General features: G+C 62.1%; 15 protein-coding genes. 3 read left to right on the top strand and 12 right to left on the bottom strand.

Annotated features, from left to right (window positions below; genetic code table 11):
* Nucleotides 1-120: 120 nt before the first annotated feature.
* From FA04_RS31370 to FA04_RS31340, 7 genes are all read right to left on the bottom strand, one after another.
* Nucleotides 121-825, bottom strand: a complete 705-nt coding sequence (locus FA04_RS31370; RefSeq protein ID WP_082584576.1) for a gamma-glutamyl-gamma-aminobutyrate hydrolase family protein — start codon at nucleotides 823-825, stop codon at nucleotides 121-123.
* A 103-nt stretch (nucleotides 826-928) separates the two neighbouring features.
* A complete protein-coding gene (locus FA04_RS31365; RefSeq protein WP_034794701.1) occupies nucleotides 929-1,891 on the bottom strand; it encodes an ATP-binding cassette domain-containing protein in 963 nt (320 codons plus the stop codon).
* A complete protein-coding gene (locus tag FA04_RS31360; RefSeq protein WP_034794704.1) occupies nucleotides 1,888-2,799 on the bottom strand; it encodes an ABC transporter ATP-binding protein in 912 nt (303 codons plus the stop codon). Before FA04_RS31360 ends, FA04_RS31365 begins: the two co-directional genes overlap by 4 nt.
* A complete protein-coding gene (locus FA04_RS31355) occupies nucleotides 2,796-3,617 on the bottom strand; it encodes an ABC transporter permease (RefSeq protein WP_034794912.1) in 822 nt (273 codons plus the stop codon). The genes FA04_RS31360 and FA04_RS31355 overlap by 4 nt, the downstream gene beginning before the upstream one ends.
* A gap of 5 nt (nucleotides 3,618-3,622) precedes the next feature.
* Entirely contained in the window at nucleotides 3,623-4,558 is a 936-nt protein-coding gene (locus tag FA04_RS31350; protein ID WP_034794719.1) for an ABC transporter permease, read from the bottom strand.
* 81 nt (nucleotides 4,559-4,639) lie between these two features.
* Nucleotides 4,640-6,232 (bottom strand): ABC transporter substrate-binding protein, encoded by a 1,593-nt coding sequence (locus tag FA04_RS31345; protein WP_034794723.1) that lies wholly within the window; start codon nucleotides 6,230-6,232, stop codon nucleotides 4,640-4,642.
* A gap of 55 nt (nucleotides 6,233-6,287) precedes the next feature.
* Complete coding sequence (locus FA04_RS31340) at nucleotides 6,288-7,913, bottom strand: amidohydrolase (RefSeq protein ID WP_034794726.1); 1,626 nt, start codon at nucleotides 7,911-7,913, stop codon at nucleotides 6,288-6,290.
* Nucleotides 7,914-8,117: 204 nt separating this feature from the next.
* Between FA04_RS31340 and FA04_RS31335 the strand changes: the two genes are divergently transcribed.
* The gene (locus tag FA04_RS31335; protein WP_034794728.1) at nucleotides 8,118-9,059 is read left to right on the top strand and encodes a LysR family transcriptional regulator; all 942 of its coding nucleotides are present in this window, start codon (nucleotides 8,118-8,120) and stop codon (nucleotides 9,057-9,059) included.
* Between the two features lie 54 nt (nucleotides 9,060-9,113).
* Here the strand turns inward: FA04_RS31335 and FA04_RS31330 are convergent, their stop codons facing one another.
* Entirely contained in the window at nucleotides 9,114-11,564 is a 2,451-nt protein-coding gene (locus tag FA04_RS31330) for a GcvT family protein (RefSeq protein ID WP_034794731.1), read from the bottom strand.
* A gap of 78 nt (nucleotides 11,565-11,642) precedes the next feature.
* On the bottom strand, nucleotides 11,643-12,434 hold the full coding sequence (locus FA04_RS31325; protein ID WP_034794735.1) for a DeoR/GlpR family DNA-binding transcription regulator: 792 nt from the start codon (nucleotides 12,432-12,434) through the stop codon (nucleotides 11,643-11,645).
* Nucleotides 12,435-12,638: 204 nt separating this feature from the next.
* Between FA04_RS31325 and FA04_RS31320 the strand changes: the two genes are divergently transcribed.
* On the top strand, nucleotides 12,639-13,676 hold the full coding sequence (locus FA04_RS31320) for a GlxA family transcriptional regulator (RefSeq protein WP_034794738.1): 1,038 nt from the start codon (nucleotides 12,639-12,641) through the stop codon (nucleotides 13,674-13,676).
* A gap of 73 nt (nucleotides 13,677-13,749) precedes the next feature.
* Here the strand turns inward: FA04_RS31320 and FA04_RS31315 are convergent, their stop codons facing one another.
* The 3 genes from FA04_RS31315 to FA04_RS31305 form a co-directional block, all read right to left on the bottom strand.
* Entirely contained in the window at nucleotides 13,750-15,759 is a 2,010-nt protein-coding gene (locus tag FA04_RS31315) for a putative 2-aminoethylphosphonate ABC transporter permease subunit (protein WP_034794741.1), read from the bottom strand.
* A gap of 2 nt (nucleotides 15,760-15,761) precedes the next feature.
* Nucleotides 15,762-16,943, bottom strand: coding sequence for a putative 2-aminoethylphosphonate ABC transporter ATP-binding protein (locus FA04_RS31310; protein WP_034794744.1), 1,182 nt, complete (start codon nucleotides 16,941-16,943; stop codon nucleotides 15,762-15,764).
* An 86-nt stretch (nucleotides 16,944-17,029) separates the two neighbouring features.
* Nucleotides 17,030-18,052, bottom strand: coding sequence for a putative 2-aminoethylphosphonate ABC transporter substrate-binding protein (locus FA04_RS31305; protein WP_034794747.1), 1,023 nt, complete (start codon nucleotides 18,050-18,052; stop codon nucleotides 17,030-17,032).
* A 153-nt stretch (nucleotides 18,053-18,205) separates the two neighbouring features.
* Between FA04_RS31305 and FA04_RS35815 the strand changes: the two genes are divergently transcribed.
* The gene (locus FA04_RS35815; protein ID WP_060516634.1) at nucleotides 18,206-18,391 is read left to right on the top strand and encodes a hypothetical protein; all 186 of its coding nucleotides are present in this window, start codon (nucleotides 18,206-18,208) and stop codon (nucleotides 18,389-18,391) included.
* The last annotated feature ends 14 nt before the right edge of the window (nucleotides 18,392-18,405 follow it).

The following is an 18,405-nucleotide window of genomic DNA, read 5'->3' as shown; positions in this document are numbered from 1 at the left end:
TGCTGTCTTGCTGGCGTTTGGCACGCTTGTCGGCTTGGCCCTATTTGCTGGAGCCGCCAACGTCAATCGGGAGAGGGCAGAATGTGCTTCCGACAGAACGCAGCAGGGCCTTGGAACAGGTTATCGAAGGTGTCGGCTTGACGCCTCGACGAAGGCGTCGAAGACGCGAGCGCCCGGATGGCTGTCGGCATCCAGCATTTCGGGGTGCCATTGAAGGCCCATGGCAAAGGTCTGCGAGCCGATCTCGATCGCTTCAACGACACCATCCGGGGCTCGGGCCGTAACGGTCACCGCGCCCGATACCTCCACGATCGCCTCGCGGTGAAACGTGTTCACGGTGAATGTTTCGATGCCGAGGATGTCGGCCATTCTGGTGCCGGGGACAACGCTGACGTCATGCGAGAAATTGGCCTGGTCGTGATTGAGCGCGTCGGGCCACGACGAATGGACATCGGAAACCATCCGGCAACCGTTGAGGCAGCCGAGCATCTGCATGCCGTTGCAGATGCCGAGCACAGGCTTGTCGCGCGCAAGGAAACTTTCCATCAATGCCATGTCGACGGCTAGCCGATCCGAGGGCGGATAGTGGGATTGGTCTCCTTCGACATACCAGCTTTTCGGGAAGTTGATGCGGCCGCCGACGCTTAAGAACCCATCAAAATCTTCGACGACCTGGTCGACGAGATCGGGAACATAGGGGATGCCGAAGGCAAAGGCGCCGGCGCGGCGCAGGGCGGAAAAGTAATTTCTCGAGACGTCATAGCGTCCACCGCCCGCACTGGTGTTTTCATCCATGATCACGGCGATCTTCGGCATGCGTTTCATCGGGTTCATCCTAGATTTCAATGATTCCAAGTTCGGACGTTGAGCAACCTAGCCTATCTTTGCCGCGGGGCGGAACGGGGCTTCGCTCAGCGCATTCCATCGGTTAGGCCAAAGCCATCCGAACCCTATGGTTCCCGCCGATCTCGATCAGTTCGGATCGAACAGGCGCGGTAAAAACATCCGGCGCGGTGCTGCCATCGGAAACGAAGCTGCGGCCGGCAAGTTGCGGCACGGTGGCGTCGCTCGCCTGCCTTTCCGCCGGATTCAGCGCAGCATCCGGATCGGGAATGGCGGCGATCAGGCGGCGCGTGTAGGGATGGGTGGGGACTTCGAAAATCTCGCGCCAGCCGCCCTCTTCCACGACTTCGCCGAAATACATCACCAGCACCCGGTCGCTCATGTGTTCCACCACGCTCAGATCGTGGCTGATCATCAGATAGGAGAGGCCGAGTTTTTCCTGAAGGTCGAGCAGCAGATTGATGATCTGCGCGCGGATCGACACGTCGAGGGCCGAGACCGGCTCGTCGAGCACGACGATCTCAGGCTCGAGGATCAGCGCGCGGGCGATGCCGATGCGCTGGCGCTGGCCGCCGGAGAACTCATGCGGATAGCGTTTGGCCTGTTCGGGCGTCAGGCCGACATTCTTGAGCATCGCCTCGATGCGGCCTTCGATTTCCGAGGCGGCGGTAATGCCGTGCAGCCGCAGCGGTGCTGCGAGCGAGGTGCGCACGGACTGGCGGGGGTTGAGCGAGGCATAAGGATCCTGGAACACCATCTGCACCGCTTTCGCCCGGTCCATCCGTTGCGGCGCGCCGGGCCCCGCGAGCGGCTGACCGCGATAGCGGATCATGCCCTCAGTCGGTTCCTGCAGGCCGAGAATGGAAAGCGCCGTCGTCGATTTCCCGCAACCGGATTCACCGACGATCGACAGGCATTCGCCCTTGGCAAGCTCGAAGCTGATGCCGTTGACGGCGTGAAGCGTACGCCGTCCTTTGCCGAGCAGGCCGCCGCCGGAAATGGGGAAACGGACATGGAGATCGTCCACCTGAAGCAGCGGCGCGGTCATGGCTGGCTCCCTTCCCGTTCGCGTGGCGCGATGAAGCGGCTTTCCGTCAGCTTCGAGCGGTCGGCGATGATGCTGTCGATGTCGACGAGCCGCTGCCGCCCATGTTCGCTGCGGCTGCCAAGGCGCGGCAGGGCGCCGAGCAGGCCGCGGGTGTATTCGTGCCGCGGGCTTTCAAAGAGCGCCCGCGTCTCGTTCTCCTCGACGAGGCAGCCCGAATACATCACGCCGACGCGCTGGCAGATGCTGGCGATGACGCCAAGGTCGTGGCTGATGAAGAGGACGGCCGTCCCGCGCGCCGCGCAGAGTTCCTTGATGAGGCGCAGCACCTCGGCCTGCACGGTTACGTCGAGTGCCGTCGTCGGCTCATCGGCGATCAACAGGTCCGGGCTGCAGGCAAGCGCCATCGCGATCATCACCCGCTGGCGCAGCCCGCCGGACATCTGGTGCGGATAGTTCCTAGCACGGCGATCAGGGTTGGGCACGCGCACATTCCCGAGCGCTTCGACGGCGAGCTTTTCGGCTTCCGCCCAGCTTTTTCCCTGATGTAGCACGAACATCTCGGCGATCTGTCGCCCGACCGTTGAAAGCGGGTTCAGCGCCGTCATCGGCTCCTGGAAGATCATGGCGATGCGATTGCCGCGCAGGCGCCGCATCTCGCGTTTCGGCAACGCCAGCAGGTTCTGCCCCTTGAACAATATCTCGCCACTGGTAACGGCAAGCGGCCGTTTCAAAAGGCCCATGACGGCAAGCGATGTGACCGATTTTCCGGAGCCGGATTCGCCCACGAGGCCATAGGCCTCGCCGGGCATGATCTGGAACGAGACGCCCTTGAGCAGTGGATGGTAGCTGGAACGGCCGAGCGAAACGCCAAGCTGCAGGTTCTTGATGTCGAGAAGCGGCGCGGTCATGGCTTTCGCGTCCTCATATGCGGATCGAGGCTGTCACGCAGACCATCGCCGAGAAGGTTGAAGCCAAGCACCGAAAGGAAGATGGCAAGGCCAGGGAAGAGCGCCGCCCAGGGGGCGAGCTGGATCAGCTGGCGTGCATCGGTCAACATCGAACCCCAGCTCGGGAATGGCGGCTGGATGCCGAGGCCGAGGAAGGAGAGCGCCGCTTCAGACAGCACCGCCGACCCCATGCCGAGCGTTGCCATGACGAGGATCGGCCCCATCATGTTCGGCAGAATCTGCGTGAACATGATGCGCAGGTCGCCATAGCCCAGCGTCTGGGCCGCCTGCACGTAGCCTTGCGATTTCAAGGAGAGAGTCGAGGAGCGAGCGATGCGGCAGGTCCAGCTCCAGTTGGTGAGGCCAAGCGCGATCAAGAGCGACGGCAGGCCGGGGCCAAGCACCGCCATGACGGCAAGCGCGAAGATCAACGAGGGGATGGCGAGCATGACGTTGGTCAGGCCGTTGACCAGATCGTCCCACCAGCCGCCCCAATAGCCGGCCGTCATGCCGAGCGTGACGCCGATGATCGAGTTGATCACCTGCGACACGATGCCAACAGTCAGCGAGATCTGCGCGCCGTAAAGAATGCGGGTATAGACGTCCCGTCCCTGCCCGTCCGTGCCGAACCAGAAGGTGGCGTCCGGCGGCAGTTCGGAGTTCATCAAGTCGGCATCGAGCACGGGGTCAAAGGGCGCGATCCAATGGGCAAGGACACCGGCGAAGATGACGAGCGCAGTCAGCGTCGCACCGAGCCAGAAGTTGAAGCCGAGGCGCACGGTCGTCACTCCTGCTTGATGCGCGGGTCGATCGCGGCATAGACCAGATCGACGGCGGTGTTGATGATCAGGAACCACAGCACGATGACGAGGATCGTGCCCTGCACCACGGGAATGTCGCGGATCGCCACACTATCGACCAGCAGCGAGCCGATGCCCGGCCAGGCGAACAGCTTTTCGATGACGACGGCCTGGCCGATCAGCGAGCCGAACTGCAGGCCGACCGTGGTGACGATCAGCACCAGCGCATTGCGCGCCACGTGCCAGCGCACCACCTTCGCCTCGCTCATGCCTTTGGAATGGGCGGTGCGAATGAAGTCGGCGTTCAAAACGTCGAGCACGCCGGCCCGGGTGGTGCGCGCCAGCAGCGCGAGCGGCGTGACGCCGAGGGTCACGGCCGGCAGGATGAGGTTTCGAAACGAGCCGTCGCCGTAACCGAAACTGGGCAGCCAGTTCAGTTGCAGGGCGAAGAGATACATCATCAGAAGGCCGAGCCAGAATTGCGGCATGGAGAGGCCCGAAACCGCCCCGATCATCGTCACCGTATCGAGGATCGAACCGGGCCTGAGTGCTGCAAGAAAGCCGAGCGGCACGCCGACAACGATGGCGAAGACCATGGCGGCGACGGCCAGCTGAAGCGAGGCGCCCAGCCGGTCGTTGATGAGGTCAATGACCGGCTGGCGGGTGCGGAAACTGGTGCCGAGATCGAACTGGGCGAGATCCGTAACATAGGTCACGAAGCGCTCCATCAGCGGCTTGTTCAGACCGAACTCCTCATTGAGGCGAGCGATCATTTGCGGATCGGCGGCACGCTTTCCGTCGGCAAAGAGGCTGGCCGCGAAGGTACCGGGGACGACGGAGAAGATAACGAAGATCAGCAGCGCCACCACGACGATCGTCGGGACGACCTGCAGAATGCGGCGCAGGGTAAAACGAAGCATGAGCGGTTCCATTTTGGCCACCCGGATGGGTGGGACAACTGATGTGTGGGGCGGCCGAAACCGCCCCGAACCTCTCAGGGCTTACTTGCGTGCGTCCGGCGCCGTGTCGTCGATCCAGATCTCGTCATAGGGCTGGACCGCCAGTTCCGTGGCGTTCGGGACAAGGCCGTGGATCCAGGGCTGGTAGGCCATGACCGCCTTGTTGTAGTTGAAGAACCAGACCGGCGCATCGTCCTGCACGATGTTGTTGGCCTGGCGCAGCAGATCGCTCTGCTTGGCAGGGTCGCGTTCCTGCTGGGCCGCCTCATAGAGTTTGTCGAAATCCGGGCTCGCATAGCTCGCGTAGTTGCAGGCGGACTGCGCCGTCTTGGAATAGAAGCAACGCAGTGCATTGAGCGGGTCGGGACCGGACAGGTTCGACCAGATGAAGGCCTGGAAGTTGTTCGACGTCACGGCATCGCCAAGCGCGGAGCTTTCGACCGGCTTCGGCTTCACGGTGACGCCGACCTTCTTCAGCATCGGCAGGATGGCTTCAACGATCGGCACGCCCCAGCTTTCGTTCGGGCTCGCCGTGACTTCGAACTCGAAGCCATCGGCATAGCCTGCTTCCGCCAGGAGTGCTTTCGCTTTCTCTGGATCGAAGGCGTAGGGCACCTTGTCCTTGTCGAAGGCCGGCGAAGACAGCGGCAGCCAGCCGGAGGCGGGGTAGGCCTTGTTCTTGACGAGCCGTTCAATGATCAGCGGCGCATTGATCGCATGGTTGATCGCCTGGCGGACCCGCTTGTCCTTGAAGGGTTCGAAGGCCGGGTTGAAGCCGATGTTGCGCGTATAGACCTCGGCAACTTCGAGCAGGTGATCCTTCAAGGCGTCTTCACCCTGATAGGCCTGGTATTGGGTCGGGCCAAGGATCGAGACATCGATTTCCTTGTTTCGGAACGCGACGTCGCGCGCGGCGTCCTCGGCCATCAGCACGATGTTGATGCGGTCGAGATAGGGCTTGCCCTCTTCGTAGTACTTGTCGAACTTTTCGACAACGACCTGCGATCCCGGCACGTGCTCCTTGAAGACGAAGGCGCCGAGGCCAACGGGGGTCTTGGCGAAGCTCGATTCATCCTTGACATCAGACGGATAAATCACCGTCGTGTTCTGCATCAGCGGGAAGCCGGGGTTGATCGGTCCGGTATAGGTGATCTCCAGCGTGTGGTCGTCGATTTTCTTGAGACCGGAAATCTCCTCAGCCTTGCCGGCGATGAACGCATCCGCACCCTTGATGACGGCAATGTAGCTTGCGCCCGGGAAGGCGTTCTTCGGGTTGGCGATGCGCTTGTAGCTGTAGATGATGTCGTCGGCCGTCAGTGGCTTGCCGTTGTGGAAGACGGCATTTTCGCGCAGGCGATAGGTGTGCACCGTACCATCCTCGGACACCTCTTCCGAGCTAGCGAGTTCCAGGACCGGCTTGTTCTGGGTCGAATCCCAGCTGTAGAGCGCGCGGTGGATCGCCTGGGTGATGAATTCCTCCTGGGTGTTCGGGCTTGCCTGAACGTCGAGCGTGGCGAAGCTCGAGCCATAGGGTGCGGTAAAGACGAGCGTTCCGCCGTGGCGTTCGCCGGCAGCCAGCGCTCCGGTTGCCACCCCGAGGCCGAGCATTGCGGCCAATGTCAATCTTTTCAGCATGCTGTTTTCCCTCTCGTGCCGTTTTCGGCTTTGTGTTGATTGGTCTTTCAGGTCGTCAGCGTGCGTCGTGCACGACGCGGCCTGCAAGCAGGGTCATCAGGCAGCGTGTGCCTGAGAGAATGGTATCGGCCGGTGCCTCCAAGAGGTCGTTGTCGAAGACGGCGATGTCGGCCCATTGTCCCGGCACAAGCCTGCCCTTCACGTCTTCGGCCTTCTGAGAATAGGCGCCGTATTCCGTGTAGGCCTGCAACGCTTCCTCGCGGCTCAGCTTTTCCGCCTCCACCATCACGGTACCCTTGCCGGTCTTGCGCGTGATCATGGCGTGAAGGTTCGGGAAGGGATCGGGCGAGCAGACGGGCGAATCCGAGCCGGTCGAGGGCTTGAGACCCATGCGCATCCAGGTGCCGATCTGGTAGGAGGCCTTGCCCCGTTCCTCACCAAGCACGGAAACGTAGCTGTCGCCGAAATCGTGGATGAAGGCCATCTGCGGCGCCGGCAGGATGCCTGCCGCCTTCATGCGCCGATCTTGCTCCGGGCTCGAGAAGCCGCAATGCTCGATGCGATGGCGCCGATCCGGATCGGGATTACCGGCCAGCGCCTTTTCGTAGGCCGTGATCAGCTGCTCGATCGCACCGTCGCCGATGGCGTGGCAAGCCATCTGATAGCCCCGGTCGTGGCAGGATTTGACGATCGCCTCGACGTCGGCATCCGGCAGCATCTGTACGCCGATATTGTCGGGCTCACCAAGATAGGGCTTCGACATCCATGCGGTGCGCCCGCCGGCCGAGCCGTCGAGGAAGATCTTCACGGCCCCGACGCGCAACATGTCGTCGCCCGCACCGGAAATGAGCCCGGCACGCCAGGAATCCTCTACGATCGAGACGCCGGGATCGCCGAGCAGTGTCAGCCAGACGCGCACCGGCAGGCGGCCGGAAAGCTTGGCCATCTCATAAGCCTGGATTTCCGCAAAGCCGGCAAGTTGGCCGACCGCCGCATCCATGCAGCTCGTAATGCCGAGCGACAGAAGATAGCGCCCTGCCCGCTCGATGCCGTCGATCAACTCCTCCGTCGTCACCTCGGGAATAGCCGTCTTGATGAGGTTCTGCGCGTTTTCCGCCAGGAACCCGTTGAGGCGCCCGTCCGTGGTGCCGATTACGCCGCCGTCCGGCACCGGCGTCGCCTCGGTGACATCCGCCAGGCTCAGCGCCAGCGAATTCGCGATGGCCACATGGCCGCAGGCGCGCGTCAGCAGCACGGGATGATCCGGTACGGCGCGGTCGAGTTCCTCGCGGGTCGGATGCCGGCCGACATCGAGCTTGACCTGGTCATAGCCCCGTGCCCGCACCCATGCGCCCTTCGGCGTGACGGCCGCGCGTTCGGCAAGTTTCTCCATAAGGGCGGCAAGCGTCGGCGCAGCGGCAGGGGTCGCGTCGACCCAGCCCATGGTGATGCCGGTGGAGATCAGGTGAAGGTGATTGTCGATAAGACCGGGGCTGGCAAAACGGCCTTCGAGATCGATCACCTTGGTTTGGGGCCCCTTGAGGCTCGCCATCTCGGCATCGCTGCCGGTGGCCAGAACCTTGCCCTGCCAAATGGCAACGGCCTCGCTGATCCCCTCCTCCCTGCCTCGCCAGATTCGGCCGTTGTGCAGAATAAGATCAGCGTGAAGCTGGAAGGCCATTAACAATCCCCCTTTTGTTATCAGCCTGATTTCGTGAGCCTCCTCGCTGCCTCGAAATCAGAACTGTTTGCCTTGGGCGCAACGTGGAAGGTTTGTCGGGGTTTGGCTAATTCGCTTTTAGCAAAGGCTGATGCAATATCGGCATAGCGATTTCTTTCCAACGACTTATGATCCCCTCAGCTGCAACGCAGGGGAGATCTGGGCATGGAGATCAAGTGGCTGGAGGACTTCGTGACCCTCGCCGACACGTGGAGTTTTTCGCGCGCTGCCGAGTTGCGCAACGTGACTCAGCCGGCGTTCAGCCGCCGCATCAAACAGTTGGAGCGTTGGCTCGGGGCAACGCTGATCAACCGCGCCACCATGCCGGCGGAACTGACGCCGGCAGGTCGCAATTTCCTGCCCATAGCGCAGGAGGCAATCCGAACCTTCTATGCAGCGCGCGAATCGCTACGCCCGTCTCACGAAGAAGGCCTCATCCGCTTTGCCGCGCTCCATACGCTGACGGTAACGATCTTCCCTGGCTGGCTCAAACTGCTCGAAAACGCAGGTGGCGCTTTCAGCACCTCGCTGATGCCCGACCGCGGCGGCATCGAGGCCAATCTTGACGCCCTCATTGGTGACGAGGCGGATTTCTTTCTGACTTATGCGCATTCGGAGGTGCCATTCCATCTCGACCGCGCACAATTCTCGTCGCTGACGATCGCCCATGATCGGCTGATCCCGCTCGCCGCCGCAAACGTCTCTATCCCCGATGGTACGCTACCGGGGCTGAATATTCTCGACCGGGCTGTGGCGCAGCCGCGGCTCGCTATTCCCTATCTGAGCTACGGGTTCAATTCGTTCTTCGGGGTCGCCCTTTCGCGTCTCATGCTGCGGCGCCCGCCCTTCCGGCGCCGCACGACGCATGAAAACACCATCAGTGCCGGGCTGATGAACATGGCGATGTCGGGTGCCGGCGTCTGCTGGTTGCCCGAAAGCCTTGCCCGTGACGCGATCGATGCCGGTGGCCTCGTACCCGCCTCTACGGATAAGGGCTGGAATCTCGACCTCGAAATTCGGCTTTACCGTCACGCCGCGACGCGCAGCCGCAGGGTCGAGGACCTCTGGCAAACGGCAAAGCTCTTGCTGGAACGCGAGCCCGCCTAGACGGGCTCGCGGGAAGATCAACACGCGCAATTCGTCGCATCGCGAAAAGATGGTCTAAATCTTGACCCTCAGCGCACGCGGATCATATGCCGGTGCCAGATGCACCGTCGCGGCATAGCGAATGCCTGCAAGATCGATCTCGAAGCGCTCCCCCTCGAGGAACGTTTTGTCCACGCCTTCAGGGTTTTCAAGCAGGCCGAGTGCGACCGAACGCCCAAGCGTGTGACCGTAGGCGGCGGAGCGGACCTCGCCGACCGGTTTTCCCGCACGCAGGATCAGTTCGCCGCCCCAAAGCATGGGCAAGGGATCGTCCAGGGTAAACTGAACGATGCGGCGCGAGGGCAGGCCCTTGGTCTTTGCGGCCACGAGCGCATCGTGGCCGACAAAGCCGCCGGGTTTTCCCAGAGCAACCGCAAAGCCAAGACCAGCCTCGTAGGGGTTGATGTCGGGCGTCAGTTCCCGGCTCCAGGCGCGGTAGCCCTTCTCCAGCCGCAAAGCCTCAAGCGCATAGTAGCCGCAATCCGTCAGGCCGAAGGCGCGACCGACCTCGTGCAGCGCCTCGTAAACACCGACAGCGAATTCTGTCGGCACGATCAGTTCCCAGCCGAGTTCGCCGACATAGGTCATGCGGTTGGCAAAGGCCGTGGCGTAACCGATATCGATCTCGCGGATAGTCGCGAAGGGAAAGCCCTCGTTCGAGATATCCGCCGAGGTAAGCTTCGAGAGGATGTCGCGCGATTTCGGTCCCATCAGCGCCAGGACTGCATAGGACGACGTCACGTCGGTCAAAGTCACGTGGGCGTCCGCGGCAAGGTTCTTGCGGATCCAGTCCGCATCATGCACCGCTTGGGCCGAACCTGTGATCAGCATGAAGCGATCGGCCGCAAGTCGCATGACGGTCAGGTCGCTCTCGTAGCCGCCCCGCGCGTTCAAGAGTCCGGTATAGACAGAACGGCCGATCTCGCCGTCGATGTCGGCAGCGCAGATGCGGTTAAGCGCTGCTGCCGCATCCCGCCCCTGCACAAGCAGCTTGGCGAAGGAGGTCTGGTCGAAAATGCCGGCGGCCTCGCGCGTTGCCTTCATCTCGCGCTTGACCGCTTCATGCCAGTTCTGCCGACCGAAGGAATACTCGGTGACGGGGCGCTCGCCTTCCGCAGCAAACCAATTGGCCCGTTCCCATCCCATTTTCGAACCGAAGCACGCGCCCTTGGCGGCAAGCCGATCGTAGAGAGGCGAACGGCGGAAGGGGCGTGCCGTATCCAGCTCCCGGTTCGGCCAAGGCATCGCATAGTGCAGACCGAGCGTTTCCTTGACGCGATCGTGAAGCCAGCGCGGATTGTTGTTGAAGCCCGCGAAGCGACGGATATCGACCGGCCAAAGATCCATGGTCGGCGCGCGGTTTACGATCCACTCGGCAAGGGCTCGACCTGCCCCGCCGGCGCTGGCAATCCCCATGGAGTTGAAGCCTGCGCCGACAAAGAAGTTCTTCAGTTCGGGCGCCTCGCCGAGAATGAAATTGTTGTCCGGGGTAAAACTCTCCGGGCCGTTGTAAAACTTCTTCACCTCGGATGTTTCAAGCTGCGGCACGCGCTGCAGCGCATTGTGCATCAGGATTTCGAACTGATCCCAATCGTCAGGTAAGAGGGCGAACTCGAAATCGTCGGGAATGCCTGCCATGCCCCAGGGCTTGGCTTCCGGCTCGAAGCCACCCATGACGAGCCCGCCGACTTCCTCCTTGAAATAGATGTAGCCGTCCGGATCGCGCATGACCGGCAGGTCAGGATGTACGCCCTCGATGCGGCCGGTGACGATATACATGTGCTCGGCCGAGTGCAGCGGCACGGTGACGCCGCACATCTGGCCGACCTTGCGTGCCCATTGACCGGCACAGTTGACGACGATCTCCGCGGCAATGGCCCCCCGATCGGTTTCGACGCCGGTGACGACGCCGTTTTTGGTCGAAATGCCTGTGACCCGGACGCGCTCGATCACGCGGGCGCCGCGATTGCGGGCGCCTTTGGCGAGCGACTGCGTGAGGTCTGTTGGATTGGCCTTGCCGTCGCCCGGCAGCCAGACGGCGCCGACGAGATCGTCGATCGCCATGACCGGCCAGAGCTCCTGCGCTTGCTTCGGCGAGATCACCTCGATCGCGACGCCTTGGGCGCGAGCAGAGGCCGCCGTGCGCTTCAACACGGTCATGCGGTCTTGCGTGCGGGCAACCGAGAGCGAGCCGCAATTCTTCCAGCCCGTGGCAAGGCCGGTCTCGGACTCAAGCTCGCTATAGAGCTTGGTCGAATATTTGATGAGGCCCGTCATGTTGGCGTGGCTGCGCAACTGACCGACGAGACCGGCCGCATGCCAGGTGGTGCCGCCGCTTAACTGCCCCTGCTCCAGCAAAACGACGTCGTTCCAGCCGAGCTTGGTTAAGTGATACGCGACCGAGCAGCCTATAATACCGCCGCCGACGATGACGACCTGTGCCTGTGTTGGAAATTCCTGCGCCATGAAACGACCTCCCGAACCCATGGAAGGCCGCACGGTAACAAAACGCGGACAAAGAACAAGACAAAAAGTTACAAAAGATTACATTTGTTGTTCTGCAACGACCAGGGCTGGACCTTTGCGCTCGAGCGCCTCGCGGATCGCCTCCGGCGGATGTCGGTCAACAATCACTCCGGCGGCGGCTTCGAAGCGGGGAATGCGAAGTGGCGTCAGCCGTCCGAACTTGGAACTGTCGAGTACGAAATAGGCCTTGGCCGCCGTTGCCACCATGCGCGAGCGCTGCTCGGCGCCGCTGCGGGTAAAGTCGGTCACCTCTCCATCGGGCGACAGGCCCCCGCCGCCTAAGAACGCGACGTCGACGCGGAAATGGCTGATCGCCTCGAGCGCATCGATACCGATGGCCGCTTCTTCATCCGGATCGATTTCGCCGCCGAGCATATGAACGCGCACCTGGGGCTGTCGGCACATCAGCAAGGCGATCGATAGCGAAGTCGTGCAAATCGTTAAGTTTTTTCGCCCAGTCAGGGCATGGGCCACAGCAAGCGTCGTCGTGCCGGAATCAAGGAAGATCACCATGCCGTCGCGCACGAGACCTGCTGCTGCACGACCGATCAGCGCTTTTGGCCCGGCATTCTCCTCCCGCCGCTCGACGAAGGCCGCTTCCGTCGGCTCGAACAGGGTGGCGCCGCCATGGACAAGATCGAGCTGGCCGCGATCGGCAAGAAGCTTCAGATCGCGCCTGATGGTCTGACGCGAAACATCGAAGAAATCCGCAAGCTCGGTGATACCAACGGTACCGTCGGCTGCAAGCCGCCTGAGGATCTCGCCGTGACGGCGTGGAGCAAGAGCGCGGGCGTTTTGTTGTTCTGACATGTGACTATCTGTGTCCATTTTTGTCCATTTGACAAGCTGCAACGGTTGTCCATGCCGCAGCGCACGCGCAGTAGCCCCTCACCTGCACGGATTTCGAGCGGATTTCTTCGGATCCTCGTTTTAACGGGATTGGCAACGGTCCAATATGTTGCATAATGTAACTATTCTTTCCGCGCACCACTTCGACGCCCTCAGGAAGAGACAATGCAACAGCCATGTACGCAGGCTCGCCACTTCACCTTCTACCTGCTCGATGGATTTACCCTCCATGGCTTCTCCGCGGCGATCGAAGCGCTACGCCTCGCCAATGACGTGGCCGGCCGCCCGGTATACGGGTGGCACCTTGTAGCGGCGGATGGAGCACCCGCCGTTTCATCCTGCGGCACGGGCATTCCGGTAGCGGCGCCGCTCTCGGCCGAACGCAACCGGTTTGGCCGCGATGCAGATCCGGGCTTCATCGTCATCTGTGGCGGCCGCAAGAAGCCATCGGCCGACAGGGCCCTGGAGGCCTGGCTGCGATCAGGCGCTCGCAGCAACGCGCGCCTCGCCGGGCTTGGCGGCGGCGTCTACTGCCTAGCGCGCGCGGGGCTGCTCGATGAGCGTCGCTGCGCCGTTCACTGGGAACACTTTCCAGACTTCTCCGAGCGGTTCTTCATCGCGGACCCGCGCCAGACCGCCTTTGAGATCGACGGCGGGATCTATACCTGCGCCGGCGGCAACGCGCCCTTCGACATGTTCCTGCACATCATCGAAGAGGACCTTGGTCGGGACGTGGCCACCCGTATCTGCGAGGCGGCACTCTGCGAGCGGCTGCGTGAGACCGGCGAGCGCCAGCGATTGCCGTTGCAGGCACGTCTCGGCATCGACAACCCTCTATTGATTCGTGTCATCGAAAAGATGGAGGCAAATCTTGCCGAGCCATTGAAGCTCGCCGACATGTGGCCCTCGACCGGACTTTCCCGGCGCCAGATCGAGCGCCTGTTTCGAAGAGAAATGGGGCGCACGCCGGCGCGCTACTATCTCGACCTCAGGCTCGAGCGCGCTCACCTGCTGCTCATAACCTCGTCGCTTCAGGTCATCGAAATCGCGGTCGCCTGCGGCTTTTCCACCGCCTCGCACTTTTCCCGCACCTACCGCGAACGCTACGGCCTTACGCCGCAGCGTTCGCGTCTCAACGAGATGGAGCGCCTGCGCGCAGGAAACGACCGCAAAGTGGTGATGGCGGAGCTCCGGGTGGCGTAGAGTGACGCGGACAAAAGCGCCGCCGTCCTTCAGAACGAAGGACGGCGGCGCTTTGCGAAGGGCTGGTTGCGGGTTAGCGCCAAGCCTGGGTGCGCGCGAGCAGACCGCGCGCGATCAGCGCGTGGACAAGTTTGGCCGCAACATTGGTGTAAAAGATCATCATGCCCATGGCCGCGGCCGGCGCGATATCGCCGGCGTCGTCCATGTTTAGCACGGCGACTGACGCGAGCTTGGTGTCGGTCGAGTAGAGAAACACCACCGCCGAGACGGTCGTCATCGCATTGACGAAGAGATAGATCGCGATGTTGAGGATCGCCGGCAGGCAGACCGGCACCGTGACCCGAAAGAACAGCCGGTGGAAGGGCTGTTTCAGCGACGCGGCGACGGATTCGAACTCCGGGTCCATCTGCTTCAGCGCCGTCAGCGCGGTCAGGTGCGCGACGGTATAAAAGTGCGTCACGGTCGAGACGACGAGGATCGTCATCGTGCCGTAGATCGGGTGCAGCGGATTGGCCGGGTTGTTGAAGAAGAAGATATAGGCAAGGCCGAGCACCATGCCGGGCACCGCCATCGGCATCATCGCCAGGAAGTGAAAGAGGCCACGGCCGAAGCGGAAGCCATCGGCCTTCTCCACCATGTAGGCGCCGGCAAAGACGACGATCGAACCGAAGAGTGCCGTCAAAAGCGCGAGCCGGATCGAGTTGCCATAGGCGGCCCAGCCGCCACCGTCCATCAGGTCGAAGGCAAAATTCTTGGCTGTCAGCGTCAGGTCATAGGGCCAGAACTTCACCACCGCTGCGATCTGGCACATGGCGATCATGCCGAGGATGAAGAGGCTGACGAAGCAGGCAAAGGTGAAGCACAGACCGTCCATGCGGGCATTGGGCTTCGGCTGATAGGGCACGGCGCGCGCCGACAGAAGCGCTACCTGCCGCTTCTGCATGTGCCGGTCGACGTAAAAGGCAAGCACCGCCGGCACCAGCAGGATGACGGAAACGACCGCGCCCATCTCGAAGTTCTGCTGGCCGATCACCTGCTTGTAAATGTCGACGGCGAGCATGCCGTATTGTCCGCCGATCACCTTGGGCAGGCCAAAATCGGTGATGACAAGCGTGAAGACGACGAAGGCCGCAGAGACGATGCCGAAGCGCGCGCCGGGCACCGTGACGGTCGTGAAGGTCCGCCATTTGCTGGCTTTGAGCGATGCGGCCGCCTCATAGTGGCGAGCATCGGCAATCGAGAGCGCCGTCAGGATGATCAGGAAGGCATGCGGCAGGGTGAAGAAAACAGAGCCGATGACGATGCCGATCGGCCCGTAGATCGAATAGCCAAAAAGCCAATCCCTGAAGATGCCCTGATTGCCGAAGAGATAGACGAGTGCAATGCCCGGCAAGAGTGACGGCACCAGGATCGGGATCGTCAGGATGCCGCGGAAAAGCCCTTTGAGCGGCATGCAGCTGCGCGTCAGGCCGTAGGCAAGCGCAAAGGCGACCGAGATCGTGAACACCGTGCTGATCACCGCCATCAGCACGGAATTGTAGATCGACTGCGCAAGCGCCGGCGTCGAGAAATAGGTCGTGAAGTTCGTAAAACCCAGAGCGCGCGCGGGTCGCAGCACGACGCGCCGGAAGGTACCGGAATCATAGTCCCGCCACTCAGTCCCCTTTTCGAGGGTGGAGCCGACCAGGAAGGCGGCATCGTCGTTCGTGCCGCGAATACGGTAGTGAACGGGGCTGCGGAACTTGAAATCCGGGAATAATTTTGTGGCCGCGAGCCGTCCGTCGGAACTGCTGGAAAGCTCGGCTTCCGTCACCGCCCCGAGTTCCCGGTTCAGGTCTTCGGCGGTGACGACCGGCCCCCAGTTCGCCCCCGTCTCGTCGCTCACCTGGAACTCGAAAGCCGAAAGCTCGAACCGGTAGGTCGACAGCGACTTCGACAGCATGACGAAGAGCGGCGCGCCAAGCGCGACGACCAGATATAGCCCGATGACCGCCATGAAGCCGAGCTTGATGCGGTCGTCTTTGGAGGATTCCTGGCGCAGCCGCTTGCCGATCAGGGGAAGGTGGGGTGCTTCCAGAACCATGTTCATCGTCCAGCCCCCCTCGGATAGAGCAGCAGGCGTTCGCGCGGGATCTCCACCTGGATGGCGCCGCCGGTTTCGATCCGGAGGCGTCTCACCGCGTTGACGGAGAAGTCGGCAACCAGCGTGCGCTCGCCGAGACGCGGGGCCGTCAGGCGCGTGCGCCAGAACATGCCGAGGAACTCCATCTCGCGCACCTCGGCATCGATCAGGTTCTGCGGTGTGGCCGGCCGGTCGCTGGCGTTGACGGCATGGGCATCGGCTCCGTGGGGAATGATGTCGACCGGGCGGACGACCGCCGTTGCCGCATGGCCGGCGGAAAAATCCTCCGTCGAACAGCAAAAGGCGGAGTGGCCGATCTCGACTTCGTCATCTCCAAGAACCCGGGCTTCGAACTGATTGGTCTCGCCGATGAAGTCGGCGACGAACAGCGTTTCGGGATGACGGTAGATTTCGGTCGGCGAGCCGACCTGCTCGATGACGCCGTGGTTCATGACGACGATCCGGTCGGCCATGGCGAGGGCCTCCTCCTGGTCGTGCGTCACCATGATGGTCGTCACACCGAGCTTTCTCTGCAGCGCCTTGATCTCATGGCGAAGGTGCACGCGAACCTTGGCGTCGAGTGCCGACAGCGGCTCGTCGAGCAACAATAGCCCCGGCGAGATGGCGATGGCGCGGGCAAGCGCGATGCGCTGTTGCTGGCCACCGGAAAGCTGGGCCGGATACTTCTTGCCGTGCGCCGAAAGGCCGACCGTTTCCAAGAGTTCGGCGACCCGGGATGCGACCCCCGCCTTCGATCGGCCGGTGTTTTCCAGGCCAAAGGCGATGTTCTGCTCGATCGTCAGATTGGGAAAGAGCGCATAAGACTGGAAGACGATGCCATAGTCGCGGCGGGAAGCCGGCAGCGTCGAGATATTGCGGCCGTCTTGCAGGATGGTGCCTTGCGTCTGCAGGTCGAGACCGGCGATGGCTCGCAGCAACGTCGTCTTGCCGCAGCCGGACGGGCCGAGAAAACAGACGAACTCGCCCCTGGCAATCGACAGCGAAATGTCGCGAAGCGCGACGAAATCGCCATAGGTCTTCCAGAGATCCGAGATCTGCAAGTAGGGGGCCGGCTCCGCGGCCGCGTCATCGGCGAAGTGCTGACGGCTGGTGGGCGTCGGTTCGATCGACAGGGCATGCCTCATCTGCAAGCTCCGCTGGCTTGAGGGATTTTCTTTCCGAGAAATGCGATGGGGCGCAGCGCAAAGGCGCTGCGCCCAGCCGATCAGGCTCAGCTCTTCGGTTCAGACTTGGCGTCGTAACGCTTCTGCCATTCCTTGAGGATGTCAGAGCGGTTGTTTGCAGCCCACTCGAAGTCGTTGACGATCATCCGGGAAGCGATGTCGTCGGGCAGGTGCTCGACCTGCTTGGCGACGCCCGGATAGGCAACGACGGCATAGCCGGCATTGTACATTTCGTTCGCTTCCTTGGTGACCGACCAGTCGACGAGCGTCTTTGCGGCTTCGAGGTTTGCCGTGCCAGCGATGATTGCGGTTGCCTCGGCCTCCCAGCCCGAACCCTCGGCGGGGAAGATGATGTCGATCGGTGCACCGGCACTCTTGGCCTTGGCGCCCGGAAACTCGAAGGACACGCCGATGACGGCTTCACCGGCGCCTGCCATCTTGCACGGCTTGGAGCCGGAATGGGTGTAGGCGGAGATGTTCTCGTGGAGCTTGTCCATGTAGTCCCAGGCCTTCTCCTCGCCCCACATCTGCATCCAGCCGGAGACGTCGAGGAAACCGGTGCCCGAGGATGCCGGGTTCGGCATCACCACGTGGCCCTTGTATTCGGGGTTCGTCAGGTCTTTCCAACTCGTCGGCGGCTTGAGGCCGAGCTTTTCGCCCTCGACCGTGTTGTAGCAAAGAGCCGCGACATAGGCGTCCATGCCGACCCAGCTCGGCGGCGTGTCCTTGTCGACGAATTTCGGGTCGAGCGTCTCGACGCCCTTGGGCTGGTAAGGTTCCAGCATGCCTTCGGTCTTCAAGAGAAGCAGCGAGGTTGCAGCGAGCCCCCAGACGACATCGGCCTGCGGATTGTCCTTTTCTGCAAGCAGCTTGGCGGTCATGACGCCTGTGGAATCGCGCACCCAGTTGATCTTGATGTCCGGGTGGGCCTTTTCGAAGGTCGCCTTGTAGCGGTCGAGGTCGACGGCTTCGACGGCGGTGTAGACGGTGAGCTGCGTTTCAGCGGCAGCGATGGCAGGAAGCACAGCGGAAACGGCGCCGGCAAGCACAAAGAGCATGCGTCTGTTCATGATTGAAGTTCTCCTCTGAGGTCCTGGTAAAACCGGGGAAGCGCGGCGGACAATCTTGTCGTTGCCCTGTTGTGATCGGCTTCGGGAAACATTCTGCGCAGCGGTTTCCTGTAAGTAAAATTTATTATTCTTATCGATTAGAAGAAAAAAACTATGGATGTTCTGCCGCAGAACTGGGCATGGAAACCGCGCTTGACCAAGGCGGCGGCAGGTTTCGATACGATTTCGCACAATCTGCCGGATGAAGGAGCAGATCTAAGATTGCGCGTCGCGCAGAGCCCCGCGACGCTGCGGGAGCAAATAAAAAGGGAGCCGCCATGGCGGCTCCCAGAGGGGTGAATCAGCGGGGGAAA

Source organism: Ensifer adhaerens (assembly GCF_000697965.2).
Lineage (GTDB): Bacteria > Pseudomonadota > Alphaproteobacteria > Rhizobiales > Rhizobiaceae > Ensifer > Ensifer adhaerens.
The sequence above is the reverse complement of the archived record's forward strand: the minus strand, read 5'-3'. Positions and strand labels throughout refer to the sequence as shown.